This window comes from Flavobacterium chungangensis, from assembly GCF_042654045.1.
Lineage (GTDB): Bacteria > Bacteroidota > Bacteroidia > Flavobacteriales > Flavobacteriaceae > Flavobacterium > Flavobacterium chungangensis.
Window position 1 is genome coordinate 368,007 of sequence record NZ_JBHSFY010000005.1, and the last position, 18,061, is coordinate 386,067.

General features: G+C 33.6%; 12 protein-coding genes. 6 read left to right on the forward strand and 6 right to left on the reverse strand.

Features of this window, described 5'->3' with window-relative positions; genetic code table 11:
- Nucleotides 1-36: 36 nt before the first annotated feature.
- The 3 genes from ACFO3N_RS10810 to ACFO3N_RS10820 form a co-directional block, all read right to left on the reverse strand.
- On the reverse strand, nt 37-402 hold the full coding sequence (locus ACFO3N_RS10810) for a four helix bundle protein (protein WP_320493978.1): 366 nt from the start codon (nt 400-402) through the stop codon (nt 37-39).
- 87 nt (nt 403-489) lie between these two features.
- Nucleotides 490-1,161 carry a GTP cyclohydrolase I FolE gene (folE, locus tag ACFO3N_RS10815; RefSeq protein ID WP_379797624.1) on the reverse strand — a complete coding sequence of 224 codons (672 nt, stop codon included), beginning with the start codon at nt 1,159-1,161 and terminating at the stop codon, nt 490-492.
- 202 nt (nt 1,162-1,363) lie between these two features.
- Nucleotides 1,364-2,560: a pyridoxal phosphate-dependent aminotransferase gene (locus ACFO3N_RS10820; protein ID WP_379797626.1), complete on the reverse strand. Its 1,197-nt coding sequence runs from the start codon at nt 2,558-2,560 to the stop codon at nt 1,364-1,366.
- Nucleotides 2,561-2,683: 123 nt separating this feature from the next.
- Here ACFO3N_RS10820 and ACFO3N_RS10825 point away from each other — a divergent pair, with 123 nt between their 5' ends.
- The 5 genes from ACFO3N_RS10825 to ACFO3N_RS10845 all read left to right on the forward strand — a co-directional run bounded on the left by ACFO3N_RS10825 (nt 2,684) and on the right by ACFO3N_RS10845 (nt 10,513).
- The gene (locus ACFO3N_RS10825; RefSeq protein ID WP_379797628.1) at nt 2,684-4,009 is read left to right on the forward strand and encodes a PDZ domain-containing protein; all 1,326 of its coding nucleotides are present in this window, start codon (nt 2,684-2,686) and stop codon (nt 4,007-4,009) included.
- 149 nt (nt 4,010-4,158) lie between these two features.
- Nucleotides 4,159-6,795 (forward strand): gliding motility-associated C-terminal domain-containing protein, encoded by a 2,637-nt coding sequence (locus ACFO3N_RS10830; protein ID WP_379797630.1) that lies wholly within the window; start codon nt 4,159-4,161, stop codon nt 6,793-6,795.
- 30 nt (nt 6,796-6,825) lie between these two features.
- Nucleotides 6,826-7,752 carry a PorP/SprF family type IX secretion system membrane protein gene (locus ACFO3N_RS10835; protein WP_379797632.1) on the forward strand — a complete coding sequence of 309 codons (927 nt, stop codon included), beginning with the start codon at nt 6,826-6,828 and terminating at the stop codon, nt 7,750-7,752.
- A gap of 10 nt (nt 7,753-7,762) precedes the next feature.
- On the forward strand, nt 7,763-9,892 hold the full coding sequence (locus ACFO3N_RS10840) for an OmpA family protein (protein ID WP_379797634.1): 2,130 nt from the start codon (nt 7,763-7,765) through the stop codon (nt 9,890-9,892).
- A 138-nt stretch (nt 9,893-10,030) separates the two neighbouring features.
- Nucleotides 10,031-10,513, forward strand: coding sequence for a hypothetical protein (locus ACFO3N_RS10845; RefSeq protein ID WP_320493985.1), 483 nt, complete (start codon nt 10,031-10,033; stop codon nt 10,511-10,513).
- Nucleotides 10,514-10,641: 128 nt separating this feature from the next.
- On the opposite strand, the gene ACFO3N_RS10850 is transcribed toward ACFO3N_RS10845, so the two are convergent.
- Nucleotides 10,642-11,022 (reverse strand): DUF1573 domain-containing protein, encoded by a 381-nt coding sequence (locus ACFO3N_RS10850; RefSeq protein WP_320493987.1) that lies wholly within the window; start codon nt 11,020-11,022, stop codon nt 10,642-10,644.
- Nucleotides 11,023-11,312: 290 nt separating this feature from the next.
- On the opposite strand from ACFO3N_RS10850, the gene ACFO3N_RS10855 reads away from it, so the two are divergent.
- Complete coding sequence (locus ACFO3N_RS10855; protein WP_379797637.1) at nt 11,313-13,946, forward strand: valine--tRNA ligase; 2,634 nt, start codon at nt 11,313-11,315, stop codon at nt 13,944-13,946.
- A 75-nt stretch (nt 13,947-14,021) separates the two neighbouring features.
- Here ACFO3N_RS10855 and ACFO3N_RS10860 read toward each other — a convergent pair whose 3' ends face one another.
- Together ACFO3N_RS10860 and ACFO3N_RS10865 are read right to left on the reverse strand one after the other, a co-directional pair.
- On the reverse strand, nt 14,022-15,335 hold the full coding sequence (locus ACFO3N_RS10860; protein WP_379797639.1) for an APC family permease: 1,314 nt from the start codon (nt 15,333-15,335) through the stop codon (nt 14,022-14,024).
- Between the two features lie 141 nt (nt 15,336-15,476).
- Nucleotides 15,477-17,705, reverse strand: coding sequence for a TonB-dependent siderophore receptor (locus tag ACFO3N_RS10865; RefSeq protein ID WP_379797641.1), 2,229 nt, complete (start codon nt 17,703-17,705; stop codon nt 15,477-15,479).
- Between the last annotated feature and the right edge of the window lie 356 nt (nt 17,706-18,061).

The following is an 18,061-nucleotide window of genomic DNA, read 5'->3' on the forward strand; positions in this document are numbered from 1 at the left end:
GTTTAATCGTTTATTTGTTTAATCGTACTGAACGGATTAGTCTTGTGAAAGATAATATTTTTTTAGATTATTTATTTGATTGCAAATTTTTTCAATTTTTTCCCTTGATGTCGTATATTCTAACTCTGAAACATAATTTAAATCTTTAGAGATAATTAAATGATTTAAAGTTTCCATTGCAGATGAATACGATATCGTCAAAAAATGAGCTTTGTCCTTGCTTGTATTTCTTGAAGTTCCTTCAGCAATATTTGTTGCAATCGAAGATGCACTTCTTTTTATTTGAGATGTTATTCCGAATAATTCATTTGACGGAAATTTACTAGTTAATTTATAAATATCCAAAATTAACATTCTTGCATTTTGCCACACTTCAAGCTTCTCAAAAGAAAAAATGTACATTTTTTTTTGTTTAATTGTTAGTTTGTTTAATCGTTTAACCGAAAATTAAGTTTAACGATTAAACAAATAAACGATTAACCCAAATATTTAGAACTGAGTGTCTAGTTTAATATAGTTTAAGAATTCTCTTTTCGTTTGAGGATCTTTGAATTTTCCGCCGAACTCAGAAGTTACTGTACTGCTTTCGATATCTTTAATACCGCGAGAGTTTACACAAAGGTGTTTTGCATCGATAACGCAAGCAACATCTTCTGTTCCTAAAGCTTTTTGTAATTCTTGAACAATCTGCATTGTAAGACGCTCCTGTACTTGAGGTCTTTTAGCATAATACTCAACGATACGATTCATTTTTGATAAACCAATCACACGTCCGCTTGAGATATAAGCCACGTGAGCACGTCCAATAATTGGCAGTAAATGGTGTTCGCAAGTAGAATAAACCGTAATGTTTTTTTCTACAAGCATTTCGCCATATTTATAATTGTTGTCAAAAGTAGAAGCTTTTGGCTGTTTTGCTGGGTTAAGACCACCAAAAATTTCCTTTACAAACATTTTTGCAACTCGGTTTGGAGTTCCTTTGATGCTGTCGTCTGTCAAATCCATTCCAAGAGTTTGCAGAATGCTTTCGACATCTTTTTTAATTTTTTCTATTTTTTCTTCGTCAGTTATATCAAAAGCATCTTCTCTTAGAGGATTTTTTGCATTACTGCTAAAGTGATTATCTCCTATTTCGTCTAAAAATTCTTCGTTGTTTATCATTAAAAACTACTATTAGTATATGTATTCCTTTTTAAGGCGGTAAAGATAATTAATAAATAGGAAACCTTTTCTATCGTTTTTAGGATTTAATTACTCCTTTTTGGATATAATTTAAATTTTGAAGAGAAATACTGTTATTAGAAACAAAAAAGACAACAACGAAAATCGTTATTGTCTTTTTAAATCTATTATAATGAATTGATTATCTATTGTTGTAAACCAATAAAGCTTCCTTAAGAATGTTTACAGCTGTAATCAAATCTTTTTTATTTAAAACATAAGCAATACGAACTTGATTTAGTCCCATTCCAGGTGTCGAATAGAAACCTTTGGCAGGAGCAATCATTACCGTTTCGCCATTTAAATTGTAACTTTCAAGTAACCACTGTGCAAAATCGTCTGAATCTTTTATTGGAAGTTCTGCAATACAATAAAAAGCACCTTTTGGTTTTGTTACAATAACACCGTCAATTTTGTTTAATTCGGCAATAAGCGTGTTGCGGCGTTCTTTATATTCAGCAATTACTTCATCAAAATAACTTTGAGGTGTGTCAATTGCAGCTTCGCAGGCAATTTGTTCAATTGTTGGCGGACTCAAACGTGCTTGAGCAAATTTCATTACTGTTGCCAGAACCTCTTTATTTTTAGTAACCAAACAGCCAATTCTTGCTCCACACATGCTGTAGCGTTTAGAAACAGAATCAACCATGATTACATTTTGCTGTACATCTTCTAAATTCATTACAGAAAAGTGCACATCGTCGCCGTCATATAAAAACTCACGGTACACTTCGTCTGCGATTAAGTATAAATCGTGTTTTTTAATTAAACTAGCCAATTGTTTAATTTCTGTTTCAGAATATAAATATCCAGTCGGATTTCCAGGGTTGCAAATCAGAATGGCTTTTGTTTTTGGTGTAATTAATTTTTCGACTTCTTCAATACTTGGTAATGCAAAAGCAGTTTCGATAGTAGAAACTAATGGAACTACAGTTGCACTTGTTGAAGATGCAAATGCATGATAATTAGCATAAAAAGGTTCTGGAATAATGATTTCATCTCCAGGATCTGTAATTGTGGCCAGTGCAAAAAGTAAGGCTTCAGAACCACCAGTTGTAACAATGATGTCTTCTGTGTTAACGTTTACATTTTGGCGCTGGTAAAATTCTGCTAATTTTTTTCTATAGCTTTCATATCCGGCAGACGGACTGTATTCTATAAGAGTTAAATCAATATTTTTTACCGCCTCGATGGCCACTTCCGGTGTCTTGATATCCGGTTGACCAATGTTTAAGTGATACACCTTGTGTCCTTTTTTCTTTGCTAAATCAGCAAAAGGAGCCAGCTTGCGTATCGGAGATTCGGGCATGTTTCTTCCCTTGAGTGAAATTGTCGGCATGAGTATAAATTATTGAAGTGCAAATTTGCATATTTTTTTCGTATTTAACGTAAATAATAAGGGTACTTCTAAAAATGTAACAATAATAAATATATTTACTAATTTTATAATAAAATATTGTCAATGAAAAAATATATAGTATTGTTTTTTGGGTTATTCTTACCTTTTTTGCTTTTTGGACAAGGCGATTTCATATTGGAAAACAATGCAACTAAGGCTACAATACCTTTTAAACTGATTAATAATCTTATTTTTATTCCTATAAAAGTAAATGGAGTAGAATTAAATTTTCTATTGGATTCTGGCGTAGAAGAAACAATTCTCTTTAGTATGGAAGAACAGCAAGAGGTTAGTTTTAATAATGTTGTAAAGATCAAACTTCGTGGTCTAGGAAGCGAAGAGGAAATAGAAGGCCTAAAATCAACAAAAAATATTCTAGAAACTCATGGTCTAAAATCGAAAGATCATATGGTTTTTATTATCCTAGATCAAAGTTTTAATTTGTCTTCTCATATCGGAATTCCTGTCAACGGAATTATCGGGCATAAATTCTTTAGAGACAATTTTGTTGAAGTGAATTATCAGAAAAAGAAAATAATAGTTCATGCAAAGACTGCTAAGTATCAAGAAAAACTAGATAAAAAGTTTAAAATGGTTCCAATAACTGTAGAAAAAGCGAAACCATATATCATGACAACCGCTACAGTTAATAATGAGCAAGTTCCAGCAAAGCTTTTAATTGATATTGGAAATAGTGATGCTTTCTGGATTTTTGAAAATGATAAAATAAAACTCCCAAATAAAAATTTTCCAGACTTTTTAGGAAAAGGATTTAGCGGAGACATTGAAGGACATCGTGCTAAAATTGATAAATTTTCTATTGAAGAATTTGATTTTAAAAAACCAATTGTTTCTTTTCCAGATTCTGCTTCAATTCGTAACGTTAAGATGGTTCCAGGACGTATAGGGTCTGTTGGAGGCGAAGTTTTGAAACGATTTACACTTGTTTTAGACTATCAAGGAAAAAAACTATACTTGAAAAAAAATGGGAGATTTGGGGAACCATTTACATATAATAAGAGCGGAATCACGGTACAGCACAACGGACTTCAGTGGGTACAGGAAACAGTGCATTTAGAAACTGTACGAGTTGCATCTTCAATGGGAGAATTGCAGGAAAAGGACAAAAACGACAATAACTTTAAATATAAATTTGCTCTTAAGCCCGTTTATGAAATAGTCAATGTGCGCAAAAAATCTGCTGCCGAAAAATGCGGATTGCTTAAAGGAGATATTATTGTCAGTATTAATAAAACGCAACCCTACAAGTATACTCTTCAGCAAATAAATAATCTTTTAAAATCAGAAGATGATGTATGGATTAATCTTGAAGTCGAACGAAATAGTTTGGTGCTTAAATTTAGATTTAAACTAGAAGATGAATTGTAAAAATATTGCATTTTAGTTTTGGCCTATTATTTTTAAAACTGCATTTCATGTTGCTGTACTAAAGGAATGTAGGTTTTTTGTGAAAATAAGTTTGTTAAAAATTAGTTTTTTAGTTAAATATTTTCTTATGTTTAACAAAAAATTAATCTATGGCGAAAAACTACATTAGCTACCTACATTTTGTATTGTTTTTTATTTTTTTTACTGTACTTCCTTCAAAACTAAGTGCTCAATGTGCTGGTAATGATAACGTAAATGAATTAATTTGCGATGTTACCAATCCAATATATCAATCCGTAGATTTATTTTCTTTGTTAGGAGGTTCTCCAGTTCCAGGTGGAACATGGACAGATGATAATAATTCACAAGGGTTAAATCCTTCTACGGGTATTTTAAATGCTCAATTTATCCTCAGCGGAGGAGAATACCACTATACCTACACAGCTCCAGCCACTTCGGGCTGTACAGATAACAAAGCGGTAGTCACGATTACGATTGGTGCGTATGTTGGAGTCGGATCTCAAGCAACAGTTTGTAACGAAAACAACTTTTTTAATCTTTTTACGGCTTTTGACAGTAAGGTAATGGGGCCGCATGTAAATGGAAAATTTACCACTACTACAGGTCAGCCTGTAGAATCTACAATAGAGATTGGGCAATATACAACCAAAACTACACTTGACTTCATTTATACCGTGCCACCGGTGCTTGCGTGTTCTCCTAACTCAAAGTCTACCAATGTTCAAGTAACTATTTATATAGCTCCAAAAATAGGAAGGCCAGTAGATTTGGAGTTATGCGGAACTACAGATTTGGCAGGGTATACCAATTTAGATTTATTTGATCAGCTAATTGGAGGAGATAGAGGAGGTAACTGGACAGGTACGGGCTTAACATCTGCCACAGATCATAATATTAATCTTCAAGAATTGTTTGACGCGAATGGACCTGGCGTATATTCTTATACCTATACTGTTTTGGCGGTTCCTGGTAATAATATATGCAAAAATAAAGACGTTAAAGTAAATATAACTCTCGAAAAAAGACTTGATTTTACAGGATCAAAAATAGAAGCTAGCAAAGATATTTGCGAATCTGAGATTTCGACCGCGACTTATTCGGCAAAAATTACGCAAGGACCAGATAATATCCCTAATGGAACATACGATGTTAACTTTAGTGTTGTTGGGCCAGGAGTGTCATCATCTGAAAATGTAAGAGGAAATTTTGTAAATGGCGAATTTAATTTCCCAATAAGATCGTCTTATTTCAGACAAGTAGGCGATTATACCATTACTGTTACAGGTATAGCGTCTACAACAAGCAAAGGAACATGTGTAAACATATTTAATCCGTTTTCAACTGTTTTAAAGATTTATCCGTTGCCACGTTTAAACAATGCTACATTAACAGCGCTTCCAATTTGTCAAAATGATATGGCCGCAATTGAAATTGCTGCACCCCAATTACTTGATGGACTTTACCGTATTTCATACAATATTAATGGAGATAATCTAGCTCTGGGCGAAACCGCAGAAATGCAGTCTGTTGGCGGAAAAGCATCATTTACAATTCCGGGAAACCTGAGTACAAGAAGCGGATTATCAGTAATTACGATTTACAGCATAACAAATATTACGAATCCTTCGCCGCAGTGTACCAATACAGCAAATGTTGCAGGAAATCTGTATATAAATCCGTTGCCAAATGCATTAACTGTAAAAGCAGCAGTAAAAGATTATTGTTTGAATGCGCCTGTTACGGTTTCCGTTTCAGGATTAGAAACTTTAACCAATGTCAGTATTTCTTATGCATTGTCAGAAGCTAATATATCTGGGGTGCAAACGATTGCTAAAGCAGTAACAAATGGTAAGCTAGATTTTGTTATTCCTGCCGAATTGCTTTTAAATGCAGGCGAGACAAAAATTACATTGTTGAATCTAACTAATACGGTTACCAATTGTGAGGTAAGTTTAATCAACATTACAGATGATTTTGTAATAAATCCAATTCCTCCAGCGCCAACTGTTTTAGACCAGCAATTTTGTAAAGTGGATGAAGCCGTAATAGCTAATTTAGAGCCAAAGGGAACTCAATACAAATGGTACAATTCTGCAACAGCAACAACGCCACTTGCAGTCGATTATGTTTTAAAAACAGAAGATTACTTCATTAGAGAAACTTCTGCTACAGGCTGCGTTTCAGAACCTGCAAAAGTTTCGGTGCTTATAAATGATACAGCTGCACCAGAAATGAATGAAACGGCAGATTTTTGCGGACTGGCGAATCCAAAAATAAGTGATCTTTCTAATAAAACAAATGTTCCATCAACGGTGGCTTGGTATGATGCGGTGGATGGAAATTTATTGCCTTCAACTACATTCCTAATTCATAATGCAACTTATTATGGATACGATTTAAATGAAACAACCCACTGTTTGTCAGAAAGCTATAAAGAGGTAAAAGTCTCATTGCAGGACTGCGAGGTTGCACAATATGAGTTCTTTATTCCAGATGGATTCTCGCCAAACGGAGACGGTGTAAACGATTCGTTTGTGATAAAAGATATCGAATTTTTATATCCAAATTATACACTTGAAATTTATAATAGATACGGAAACGGAATGTATAAAGGAGATAATAATAAACCTGCTTGGGATGGCAAAAACTACGAAAAAAGCGGTATCGCTGGAGGTATTGCACCCAACGGAGTTTATTTTTATGTGTTGCATTTCAATAAAGACAATAAACCGCCACAGCAAGGCCGTCTTTATTTAAATCGATAAATCCTTTTTACATTTTAATATAATTTTCAAATGAAAAAAATAATACTTCTTATAAATTTCCTTTTCTATTTATCCGTTTCTGCTCAGCAAGATCCAGAATATACCCATTATATGTATAATATGAGTGTAGTCAATCCAGCTTATGCGACTGGAGTTCCTGCCATGATGAATTTTGGCGGATTGTACAGAACGCAATGGGTTGGTGCTTATGGCGCTCCAAAAACATTTACCTTTTTTGGGCACACAGCTATTAATGATAAAATAGAAGCTGGTATCTCATTCGTTTCAGATGATATAGGAGACGGAGCAAAAAAAGAGAATAATGTTTATGCTGATTTTGCTTATGTTTTAAAACTAGGCGGAAAAAATAAATTGTCTCTGGGTTTAAAAGCTGGATTTTCGTCTATGCAAAGCAATTTTAATGGTTTTCGTTTTACAGACCCTCAAACAGATATTGCTTTTTCGGAAAATATAAATGCAACAAAACCTAATATTGGAGTAGGAGCGTATTATTTTAGAGATAATCTATACGTAGGATTGTCTGCCCCAAACTTACTGAAGTCAAAATATATTGAAGAAAAATCAGGAATGAATGCTTTTGGCTCCGAAGAGATTCATACTTTTTTGACTGCTGGTTATGTTTTTCAGCTCAACAGCGCATTGAAATTGAAACCTGCATTTATGTCGAAATTTGTAAAAGGCGCGCCAATAACTTTAGATGTTTCAGCCAATGTTCTCTACAACGAAAAGTTCGAATTTGGAGCTTCGTATAGAATAGATGATTCTGTAAGTGCGCTTTTCAATATTAATGTCACGCCGACCTTAAGAGTGGGTTATGCCTACGATTATACGCTTACAAATTTCGGACAGTTTAATTCTGGAACACATGAAATTATGCTGTTGTTCGATCTGGACTTGTTAGGAAAAGGATTTGATAAATCTCCAAGATTCTTCTAAAATGAAAAATATGAAAAAATTACTCGTTATTATATTCGTATTTTCAATACAGTTTATAAATGCACAAGATCTAGAACTAGCTAGAGCAAAACGTTTTTTTGATAAAACGTACTACAGCGAAGCTATTATTTTATACCAAAAATTGGCAGACGAAAAACCGTCTCAAGAAGTGATTAAAAATCTAGCCGATTCTTATTTCTATACTAACGATTTAGTAAAAGCACAGCGTTATTACCGTCTTTTGATTTCAAATTACAGCAATAATTTAGACCGAGAATATTATTTTAGATATGCACAGACTTTAAAAGCAACAAATAGTTACGACGATGCAAATGCCAATTTAAAAGAATATTATGCTAAATCTGCCAATGCAGAAGATCTTGCCAATTTTGAAAAAGACTTTAAAACATTAGAAAATGTTACAGCAATTGGCAAACGTTTTGAAATTAAAAACCTTGCGATAAACACACCAAATTCTGAATTTGGAGCTGTAAAATATAAAGAAGATCTAGTTTTTGCTGGGGTGAAATTGAAGCCTGGTTTATTTGATAAAAAGTTTAAATGGGATAACGAAACGTATTTGAATTTGGTTTCAATTCCTTTAAAGAATATTAATTCAGGAGATTCTATAGTTCATTATTTTGCTAAAGAATTAAAAACCGGAATGCACGAATCGAATACTGTTTTTACAAAAGATGGCAAAACGATGTATTTTACCCGAAACAATTCTAAAAACGGAAAGAAGAAAAAAGACGATAAGAAAATCTCCAATCTTCAGATTTTTAAAGCAGAATGGTTTGAAGGAAAATGGACAAATATTACGTCGCTTCCGTTCAACAGTCCGAATTATTCTGTGGAGCATCCTGCTTTGAGTGCAGATGAAAAAGTATTGTATTTTGCTTCAGATATGCCAGGATCTCTGGGTTCTTTCGATATTTATTCCGTTAACATTAATAAAGGAGCATTTGATACTCCAAAAAATTTGGGTTCAGAAATTAATACAGATAAAAGAGAGCAATTTCCTTTTGCCTCAGCAGATAATAAGCTTTATTTTTCGTCTGATGGACATTTGGGTTACGGATCTTTAGATGTTTTTGTTTCTGATATTAACGGAAATGAATATTCAAAACCGGTTAATGTAGGACTTCCATTAAACTCTAATTTAGATGATTTCGCTTTTAACATTGATTCTAATACCAAAGAAGGTTTTTTTGCTTCTAATAGAGAAGGAGGAAAAGGGAGCGATGATATTTATCAATTCAAAGAAATAAAAGATTTGATTGTTGAAGATTGCAAGCAATTAATCGCGGGAACAATTACAGACATTGATACGCAATTGGCTCTAGAAAATGCAACGGTACTATTGCAAGATTCTGAAAATAAGACTTTAAATACCATTACAACTTCTGCTGATGGGAAATTCAGTTTTACGGTTCCTTGCGAGGCTTCGTATAAAATTTCAGCTTCCAAAGAAAACTATACAAATGCTTCAAAAATACTGACTTTAGACAAAACAAGAGATAAAGTTAATGACGGTTCTTTAGCTTTAAAATCATTGGAAGTTATTAAACAGGAAGAAAAATTAATTGCTGAAAATAAGAGAAAGCAAGAAATTATTATTGAAGAAGAAAACAAGAAAAAAGAAGCTTTGGTGGCAATTGAATTGAAAGAAAAAGAGAAAAAAGCCAAAGAAGCGGCAATAGTTGCAGCTGAAGTTAAAAAGCAGGAAAAAGTAAAAGAGATATTGGCAAAGGAAAAAGATGTTGTTAAAGATAAAGATCGTTTAATCATTAAAACAGATCCAATTTACTTTGATTACAATATGTGGTATATCCGAAAAGAATCAAAAGTAGTTTTGGGCAGGGTAGTAGAGCTGATGAAGAAATATCCAGATATGAAAATCGAAATTGGTTCGCATACCGATTCTAGAGGAAATGCCAAATTTAATGAAAATTTGTCTCAAAAGAGAGCCAATTCGACAAGAGAATTTATAATTCAGTCTGGTATTGATGCAAAACGAGTTATGGCAAAAGGTTACGGAGAATCGGTACCAATTATTAAATGTAAAACAGATGAATCTTGCTCAGAAGAAGAACATGAATTGAACAGAAGATCTGAATTTGTAATCAAAAGTTTGTAATTTTTTTTAAACATAGTAAACCCGACAGATTTTAAAAACCTGTCGGGTTTCATTTTTACAGAAAAACTTTGCCGAAACCTTTTTGCGGAAATCTTTTTTCTTTAATTTTATAGTGATATCAACGAAATAGAAAAAAATATGAGAAATCTAACCTTGTCTTGTTTGCTTTTGTCCTTTATTGGATTGCAAAGCTGTAAAAATGAAGAAAAACAAAAAGCCACTGAAGCTGCAAAAGCAGAAGGTGAAGCGGTGGTAAGCACTGCATGCTATAAAGCAATTTATGAAAAGGATACAATAGATTTAAAATTGAATACTTTAAAAAACGGAAAACTAGCGGGAGATATGATTATGAGAGTGGCTCCTTCGACTGTTAGGACAGGAGAAGTGGCAGGTGAGTTTCATGGTGATACTTTGTTTGTAGATTACACTTTTAAAGACAATGTAAATGGAGATAAAACATTCAAGAACCCGATGGCACTTTTGAAACGTAACAATCAGCTTATTTTAGGAAATGGTGTTATGCAAACTACAATGGGCGTTACTTATTTGGTAAAAGATAAGCCAATTGATTTTGAAAGCGTAAAATATAAATTTGATTCTGTTGAATGTGCTGCGAAATAGATGAAATAAGAAAGATGTCAGAAGCAAGATGTTTTTCTATATAATAAAGAAGCAAGAGTTTCTTTATAAAGATAAAAAGCCGTTTCTAGATTTAGAAACGGCTTTTGTTATTTAAAGATTTTAAATTCTTATTGAACTTCACCCTTAATTTTAAGAGCTACTCTTCCGTCAGGATAGTTTACTGCGTTGGTTTCAACAGTAATTGTTTTACGAATAGGTCCTGCTACCATGTTATATTTTACATCGATTTTCCCTTTTTTGCCCGGCATAATTGCTGCTGCAGGTTTGGTAACAACGATTGAACTTAGCGTAGATTCTGCGCCGGTAATTAATAAAGGAGCATCACCAGTGTTTGTAAATTCAAAGGAACGAAGTCCATTGTCACCTTTAGAAATTTTTCCATAATCAATTGTATTGTCTGGGGCTGCAAATTCAATTTTCGGGCCGTTTTGTGCATAACTTACTGCGCTAAACAATAAGACTGCAATAAAAGAGGCTGCATTTTTCATATGAAATCTTTTTTTTTAATTGTAAGTAAATATACATTCTTTTAATTAACACACAAATTATTATTTCTCTTTTTATAGTCTACTTAATTATTTACTTTTGCTGTCAGTTATAAATACAAAAATTGAACCATTTTTTTGTTTGACTGTTTAGTCGTTTATTTGTTTAATCGTTGAGATTGATTTATAAAAGACTTTTTAAAACAGAAAATAAGAAAACAAATCAATTTGAAATTCGATGATCAAAACCGATTAAACGGTTAAACAAATTAACGATTAAACAACCCTAGTAAATGACAATTCCAGCACAATTTGACGCTAAGACGATTGAGAGTAAATGGTATGATTACTGGATGAAAAACAATTATTTTCATTCAGAACCAGATCATAGAACACCGTACACCATTGTAATTCCGCCGCCAAACGTCACTGGAGTCCTTCACATGGGACATATGTTGAATAATACGATTCAGGATGTTTTAATTCGCCGTGCACGTCTTAAAGGATTCAACGCTTGTTGGGTTCCAGGTACAGATCACGCCTCTATTGCAACTGAAGCAAAAGTGGTAGCGAAATTAAAAGCAGAAGGAATCAATAAAAACGATTTGACCCGCGAAGAATTCCTAAAACATGCTTGGGAATGGACAGATAAATATGGTGGAACAATCTTAGAACAACTTAAGAAATTGGGTGCTTCTTGCGATTGGGAACGAACTAAATTTACGATGGATCCAGATATGTCTGCATCTGTAATTAAATCGTTTGTAGATTTATACAACAAAGGTTTGATCTACAGAGGATACCGTATGGTTAACTGGGATCCAGAAGCAAAAACGACTCTTTCTGACGAAGAGGTAATTTACGAAGAACAACAAGGAAAATTATTTTTCTTAAAATATAAAATTGAAGGTTCAGAAGATTTCTTGACGATTGCAACAACACGTCCTGAGACTATCTTCGGGGACACTGCCATCTGTATCAATCCAAACGATGAGCGTTTTACACATTTAAAAGGTAAAAAAGCAATTGTTCCAATCTGCGGAAGAGTAATTCCAATTATTGAAGACGAATATGTTGATGTTGAATTCGGAACAGGATGTTTGAAAGTAACGCCTGCGCACGATATGAACGATAAAACTCTTGGTGAAAAACACAACCTAGAAATCGTTGATATTTTTAATGAAGATGCGACATTAAACAGCTTCGGTTTACATTATCAAGGAAAAGACCGTTTTGTGGTTCGTGCTGAAATTGCAAAAGAACTGGAAGAAATTGGGGCTTTAGCAAAAACAGAAACACACTTAAATAAAGTGGGAACTTCTGAAAGAACAAAAGCGGTAATCGAACCAAGATTATCTGACCAATGGTTCTTGAAAATGGAAGAATTGGTAAAACCAGCAATTAAGTCGGTTTTAGAAACAGGAGAAATTAAATTACATCCAAAACGTTTCGAAAACACGTATGCGCATTGGTTAAACAATATTCGTGACTGGAATATTTCTCGTCAATTATGGTGGGGACAACAAATTCCGGCATATTATTATGGAGACGGAAAAGAAGATTTTGTAGTTGCAGAAAATATCGAAGATGCTTTAGCTTTAGCAAAAGAAAAAACATCTAACAACTCACTTACAACATCTGACTTAAAACAAGACGTTGACGCGTTAGATACATGGTTTTCATCTTGGTTATGGCCAATGTCTGTTTTTGGCGGAATCATGGATCCAGAAAGTCCAGATTTTAAATATTACTATCCAACAAATGACTTGGTAACAGGTCCAGATATTTTATTTTTCTGGGTTGCGAGAATGATTATTGCAGGTTACGAATATGCGGGAGAAAAACCATTTACAAATGTATATTTGACAGGTTTAGTTCGTGATAAACAACGTCGTAAAATGTCTAAGTCATTAGGAAATTCTCCTGATCCTTTAGATTTGATCGATAAATTTAGTGCAGACGGAGTTCGTGTAGGATTGCTTTTAAGTGCTTCTGCAGGAAACGATATTATGTTTGATGAGGAATTGTGCAGTCAAGGAAAAGCGTTTTCAAACAAGATTTGGAATGCTTTCAAATTGATTAAAGGGTGGGAAGTTTCAGAAACTATCGCACAGCCAGAATCATCAAAAGTGGCGATTGAGTGGTACGAAGCGAAATTACAGCAAACTTTAGTTGACATCGAAGATAACTTCGAGAAATACAGAATTTCAGATTCATTGATGGCAATCTATAAATTGGTTTGGGATGATTTCTGTTCTTGGTTCTTAGAAATGATTAAACCAGCATATCAACAGCCAATTGACAGCGTAACTTTCGCGAAAGCGATCGAAATGTTAGAAAACAACTTAAAGTTATTACATCCGTTTATGCCTTTCTTAACAGAGGAAATTTGGCAGTTAATCGCTGATAGAACGCCTGAAGAAGCTTTAATTGTTTCGACTTGGCCAGAAGTAAAACCGTTTGACGCAAAATTAATTGCTGATTTTGAAAACTCAATTGAAGTAATTTCTGGAATAAGAACGATTCGTAAAGACAAAAATATTCCGTTTAAAGATGCCATCGAATTAAAAGGAATCAACAGCGAAAATGTTTCTACTTACTTTGATTCGATCATAACGAAATTAGGAAACGTTTCTGCTTTTGAATATGTTTCAGAAAAAGTAGACGGTGCATTGTCTTTCCGTGTAAAATCAAATGAATATTTCATTCCGATTACTGGAAACATTGATGTTGAAGCTGAAATTGCAAAACTGACAGAAGAATTAAATTATACGAAAGGATTCTTGAAATCTGTTGAAGCAAAACTTTCAAACGAGAAATTCGTAAACGGAGCTCCAGAAAAAGTCCTTAATTTAGAAAAACAAAAACAAGCTGATGCTCTCGCAAAAATTGCGACAATTGAGCAGAGTTTGGCTGGTTTGAAGTAATAAATACAGCTTTCAAGTTATCAGACCTAACAGGTTTTTAAAACCTGTTAGGTCTTTTTTTATGCAAAAAACGTATTATTTTTTCTTCTTCAAAACCAAAAACAAAGGATAAGAAACAATTGCAATCCCAACAATAATAATAAAACTTTTAGGGTCACTGTAAATAAATCCTCCAAGTAATGCAATAGAAAATACAATTGCTATTATAGTTGTCCACGGATACCAAAAAGAACGATAAGGTCTTGGTAAATAAGGTTCGGTAGTTCTTAGTTTTAGAAGTGAATAATAAGCCAATCCCCAAACGATTATAGAGATAAAGGCTGCGAAAGAAAATAATACTTCAAAAGAGCCAATGCAAATTAAAAACAAACTGAAAAGAGAAGAAACCAGTAGCGCAACAATTGGTGTCCCGCCTTTGTTTACAGTTGTTCCTTTTTGGATGAAGAAACCATCACGGCTTAATCCGTAAAGGATTCTTGGCGGAATCATCATAAAAGCATTCAAAATACTAATTAATGAAAAAATAGAAATTACCGTTACGATTTTGGCTCCGCTTTCTCCAAACAAAATTTTGGCAACATCGGCAGCAGCCAGATTAGATTTTGCTAATGTTTCGATTGGCAGAACATGAAAAAATGCTGCGTTTACCAAAATATAAATGGCCACAACCAGTAAAACACCGCTGTATAAAGATTTCGGAATATTTTTGCTTGGATTATCATTTTCTTCTGCAAAAAAGCAAACGGCATTCCAACCATTATAAGTTCCAATAATGAGTTGCAATGATTTAAAAAATCCAAAAATAAGTCCGATTTGAAAAATAGAACTATCCGTTTTTATCGCTGGAACTTCAACTCCAGAATACATAAAGCAAGCTACAACCAAAGCCACAAAGCAAATTACTTTTAATAAGCTTGTAATTTGTTGAATGACGCTTCCGTTTTTTACTCCGCTTAAGTGCAGCAAAACAAATGCAACCAATAAAGAAATAGACAATACGGTTGAATAATTTGCCAATTGCGGAAATAAAATAATCGTGTATTCGCTAATTACGATGCAATAAAACGCAGGCGGAATAGCATTTACAATATAGTCGTACCAACCAGAAAGAAAACCAGCATACTCGCCCAAAGCTCTTTTAATATAATTGTACGACCCACCTGCTTTTGGTAGCATTGTAGCCAATTCTGAATACGAATTTGCTCCTAATAAAACGTACAAACCACCAAAGAGCCAAGAAGCAAGAATAAGCCAGTAATTATTCAACATTTCTGCAATAGTTCCAGGCGTTCTTAAAATCCCAACACCAATTGTCCCGCCAATTAAAACGGCAATATTGAAACTAAGGCCTAAACTTTTTTGTAATTGGTTTTTTGTAGAATCCGACATTCTTGAATTGGGTTTTTAAGGATTATAATTTCAAGCAAAAATAGTGTTAATTGAATTAGTTTTGAGCTTAAAATAAAAATCCCAAGATTTTCGAGTGAAACTGAAAATCTTGGGATAAAATCAAAACTCTAATTCAATATTTTAGAACTTGTAACGCAAGCTTGTCATAACTTGACGAGGCGCGATTGGGTTCACACTATAATTTTCGTGAACGGTGTAATTTAATTCATTTGTAATGTTTGATAATTTGCAAAGAATAGAGAATTTTCTCCAAGTATATCCAACAGATGCATCAATTGTAACATAACCTTCTAGCGGAATTTCTCTATGGTAGATTCCATCAGGATATTTAGTAAGATCTGTACTATATTGGTCATTCCAGCCTCCTAAACGATCACCGATGTAGTTTCCAACTGCTCCAACAGATAAATTTTTAAATAAACCTTCTTGTACCGTATAAAAGAAACTTAAGTTGGCTGTGTTTGCTGGAGTTCTAACAAGACGATCGCCTTCGATAAAACTTCCGTTTAAACCAGATGTTTTAGTATAACGCATATCGTTGTAGCTGTAACCTGCAATAATGCTAAGTCCATCAATTGGTCTTGCAGTAACATCCACTTCAACACCTTTACTTTTAGTTTCACCGCTTAAAACTTTTACGTTTGTGTCAGTGTTTAAACTTCCATCAGCTTTAAATTCTGCAGTTTGAGCCAAGTTGCTGTTTGTAATTTGATAAACCGTAACGTTTGTGCTTAATAATCCTTGTAAAAAGTCAGTTTTGATACCAGCTTCATATTGATCAATAATAGATGGCTCAATTGGTTTTAAATCTGCTGTAGTTCCTGTGTTTGGAGTAAATGAAGTAGAGTAGCTACCAAAGATAGAAACCTCTTTTCTAGGCTGATAAATTAATCCAAATTTTGGAGAAAATGCATTGTCTAATTTTTTAGCGCCTACTGTAGGAACTGCATTTTCAGGCTTAACAGTTTGTTTTCCGCCAGCAAAAGTTTCTTTGTAAGTTGTAACTTCGGCTTCTTGCCAAGACCAACGTACACCTGCTAATACTTTAAACTTCTCTGTAATCGAAATTAAATCTTGAAAATAAACACCAAAACGGTTGGTTTCTGTTTTTGCAATTTGAGTTGCTCTAGCATCTGGAATATCATTTCTTTGTGTTGACGGATCAAAGTTGAAAAGATTAATAGTATCATAATTTGCAGGATTAAATGCAAAAGTATACGCTGTTGCAAATGAGTTTTCCCAGTCTGCACCTGTAAAAATTTGATGTTTTACAGATCCTGTATTAAAGTTTCCTTGAAGACTTAATTGATCTCCTAAGATTTGTTCTGAGTTGTCGTTTTGAACCAAAGGTCTTGTCCAGTCTCCATTTTCTTTTACAGATGATAATTGTGCTGTAGATTTTGAAGCTCTGTCATAAGTCTGATAAGAGCTATTGAAGTTAAGCTTCCAGTTTTTATTGAAATCGTGATTTAAGAGTACAGATGCACTAGCAGATTTTGTGTTACCATTAGACCAAAGTGCTCCGTAAAAAGTATTTCTAGGCAAATCAAGAATTTGTGTGCCAATAATTCCAGTTCCAAAATCAGGTGTCCAATCTGCACTTAAATAATCTCCTTGTAGTGTAATTTGAGTTTTAGGATTAATGATAAAAAGCAACGATGGATTTACATATACACGTTTGTTTTTTACAACATCTCTAAAGCTTTCTGAGTTCTCGTAAGAACCATTAAGTCTAAATGCGATTGACTTAGTAAGACCTCCGTAAAAATCAAATGCTGGTTTGTAATAAGAGTAGCTTCCAATTTGCATTGAAACTTCTCCGCCACTTTTAAATTGAGGTGTTTTGGTAACTAAATTAAGAATTCCTCCTGGCGCTACGTTTCCAAATAATAACGCTGAACCACCTTTTAAGAATTCTACTTTATCTAAACCAGAAACATCTGGAATTGATCCTGCATTATAACGGAATCCGTTTTTAAACATATTGTTTGCAGACATGTCATAACCTCTAGAGAAGAAAGATTCCTGAGCGCCACCACGAGCAGAACCAACGTAAACACCATTAGCGTTTTTAAGAACTTCGCTTAATCTGATTGCTTGCTGCTGTTCGATAATTTCAGAACCAATAACTTGTATGCTTTGTGGATTATCCATTGGTTTTAATCCAGAGCGAACCGCTGTTACGGGTTTTGGTTCTTTGGTTTTAGTAACAACTACTTCATTTAAAATTTCCCCTTTTTTATTCTTAACGGTATCGTTTACTGAAGAAGTAGATTCGGCGCTTGAATAATCTTGCGCATAAGAGGCAAAACTTAATAATCCTAATACAAATAGTAAATTATATTTCATGGTATTTATTTAGATTCAATAAAAATTATCGAGTGCAAATATAAATAGACATATTCTTTAACAGGAAATTATGAAGTGGATTTCTTACTTAAACCTTTCTTAGTCTTTTCTTAAGATTTGCTTAAGAATTTTCTAATGTTATTTTAATTTTGTATTTAAAACAGATTAAAATCCATTATAGGGTGTTCTACAAAGGCATTTTTACAAAAAAAAAAGGGCTGGCTCATTTTGAACTGCCCCCAAAAAGTTAGACACTATTTGGGGGCATTTTTATGGAAAGAAAAGTCAAGTACAATTGTGAATTTAAACTTCGTTGTGTAGAAGAAGTTATGAAAAGGCATAACTCGGTTAAAGGC

Excerpts from the sequence above, each read along its gene's own strand:
- ACFO3N_RS10810 (WP_320493978.1), bottom strand. The coding sequence starts at position 402 with ATGTACATTTTTTCTTTTGAGAAGCTTGAAGTGTGGCAAAATGCAAGA.
- folE (WP_379797624.1), bottom strand. The coding sequence starts at position 1,161 with ATGATAAACAACGAAGAATTTTTAGACGAAATAGGAGATAATCACTTT.
- ACFO3N_RS10820 (WP_379797626.1), bottom strand. The coding sequence starts at position 2,560 with ATGCCGACAATTTCACTCAAGGGAAGAAACATGCCCGAATCTCCGATA.
- ACFO3N_RS10825 (WP_379797628.1), top strand. The coding sequence starts at position 2,684 with ATGAAAAAATATATAGTATTGTTTTTTGGGTTATTCTTACCTTTTTTG.
- ACFO3N_RS10830 (WP_379797630.1), top strand. The coding sequence starts at position 4,159 with ATGGCGAAAAACTACATTAGCTACCTACATTTTGTATTGTTTTTTATT.
- ACFO3N_RS10835 (WP_379797632.1), top strand. The coding sequence starts at position 6,826 with ATGAAAAAAATAATACTTCTTATAAATTTCCTTTTCTATTTATCCGTT.
- ACFO3N_RS10840 (WP_379797634.1), top strand. The coding sequence starts at position 7,763 with ATGAAAAAATTACTCGTTATTATATTCGTATTTTCAATACAGTTTATA.
- ACFO3N_RS10845 (WP_320493985.1), top strand. The coding sequence starts at position 10,031 with ATGAGAAATCTAACCTTGTCTTGTTTGCTTTTGTCCTTTATTGGATTG.
- ACFO3N_RS10850 (WP_320493987.1), bottom strand. The coding sequence starts at position 11,022 with ATGAAAAATGCAGCCTCTTTTATTGCAGTCTTATTGTTTAGCGCAGTA.
- ACFO3N_RS10855 (WP_379797637.1), top strand. The coding sequence starts at position 11,313 with ATGACAATTCCAGCACAATTTGACGCTAAGACGATTGAGAGTAAATGG.
- ACFO3N_RS10860 (WP_379797639.1), bottom strand. The coding sequence starts at position 15,335 with ATGTCGGATTCTACAAAAAACCAATTACAAAAAAGTTTAGGCCTTAGT.
- ACFO3N_RS10865 (WP_379797641.1), bottom strand. The coding sequence starts at position 17,705 with ATGAAATATAATTTACTATTTGTATTAGGATTATTAAGTTTTGCCTCT.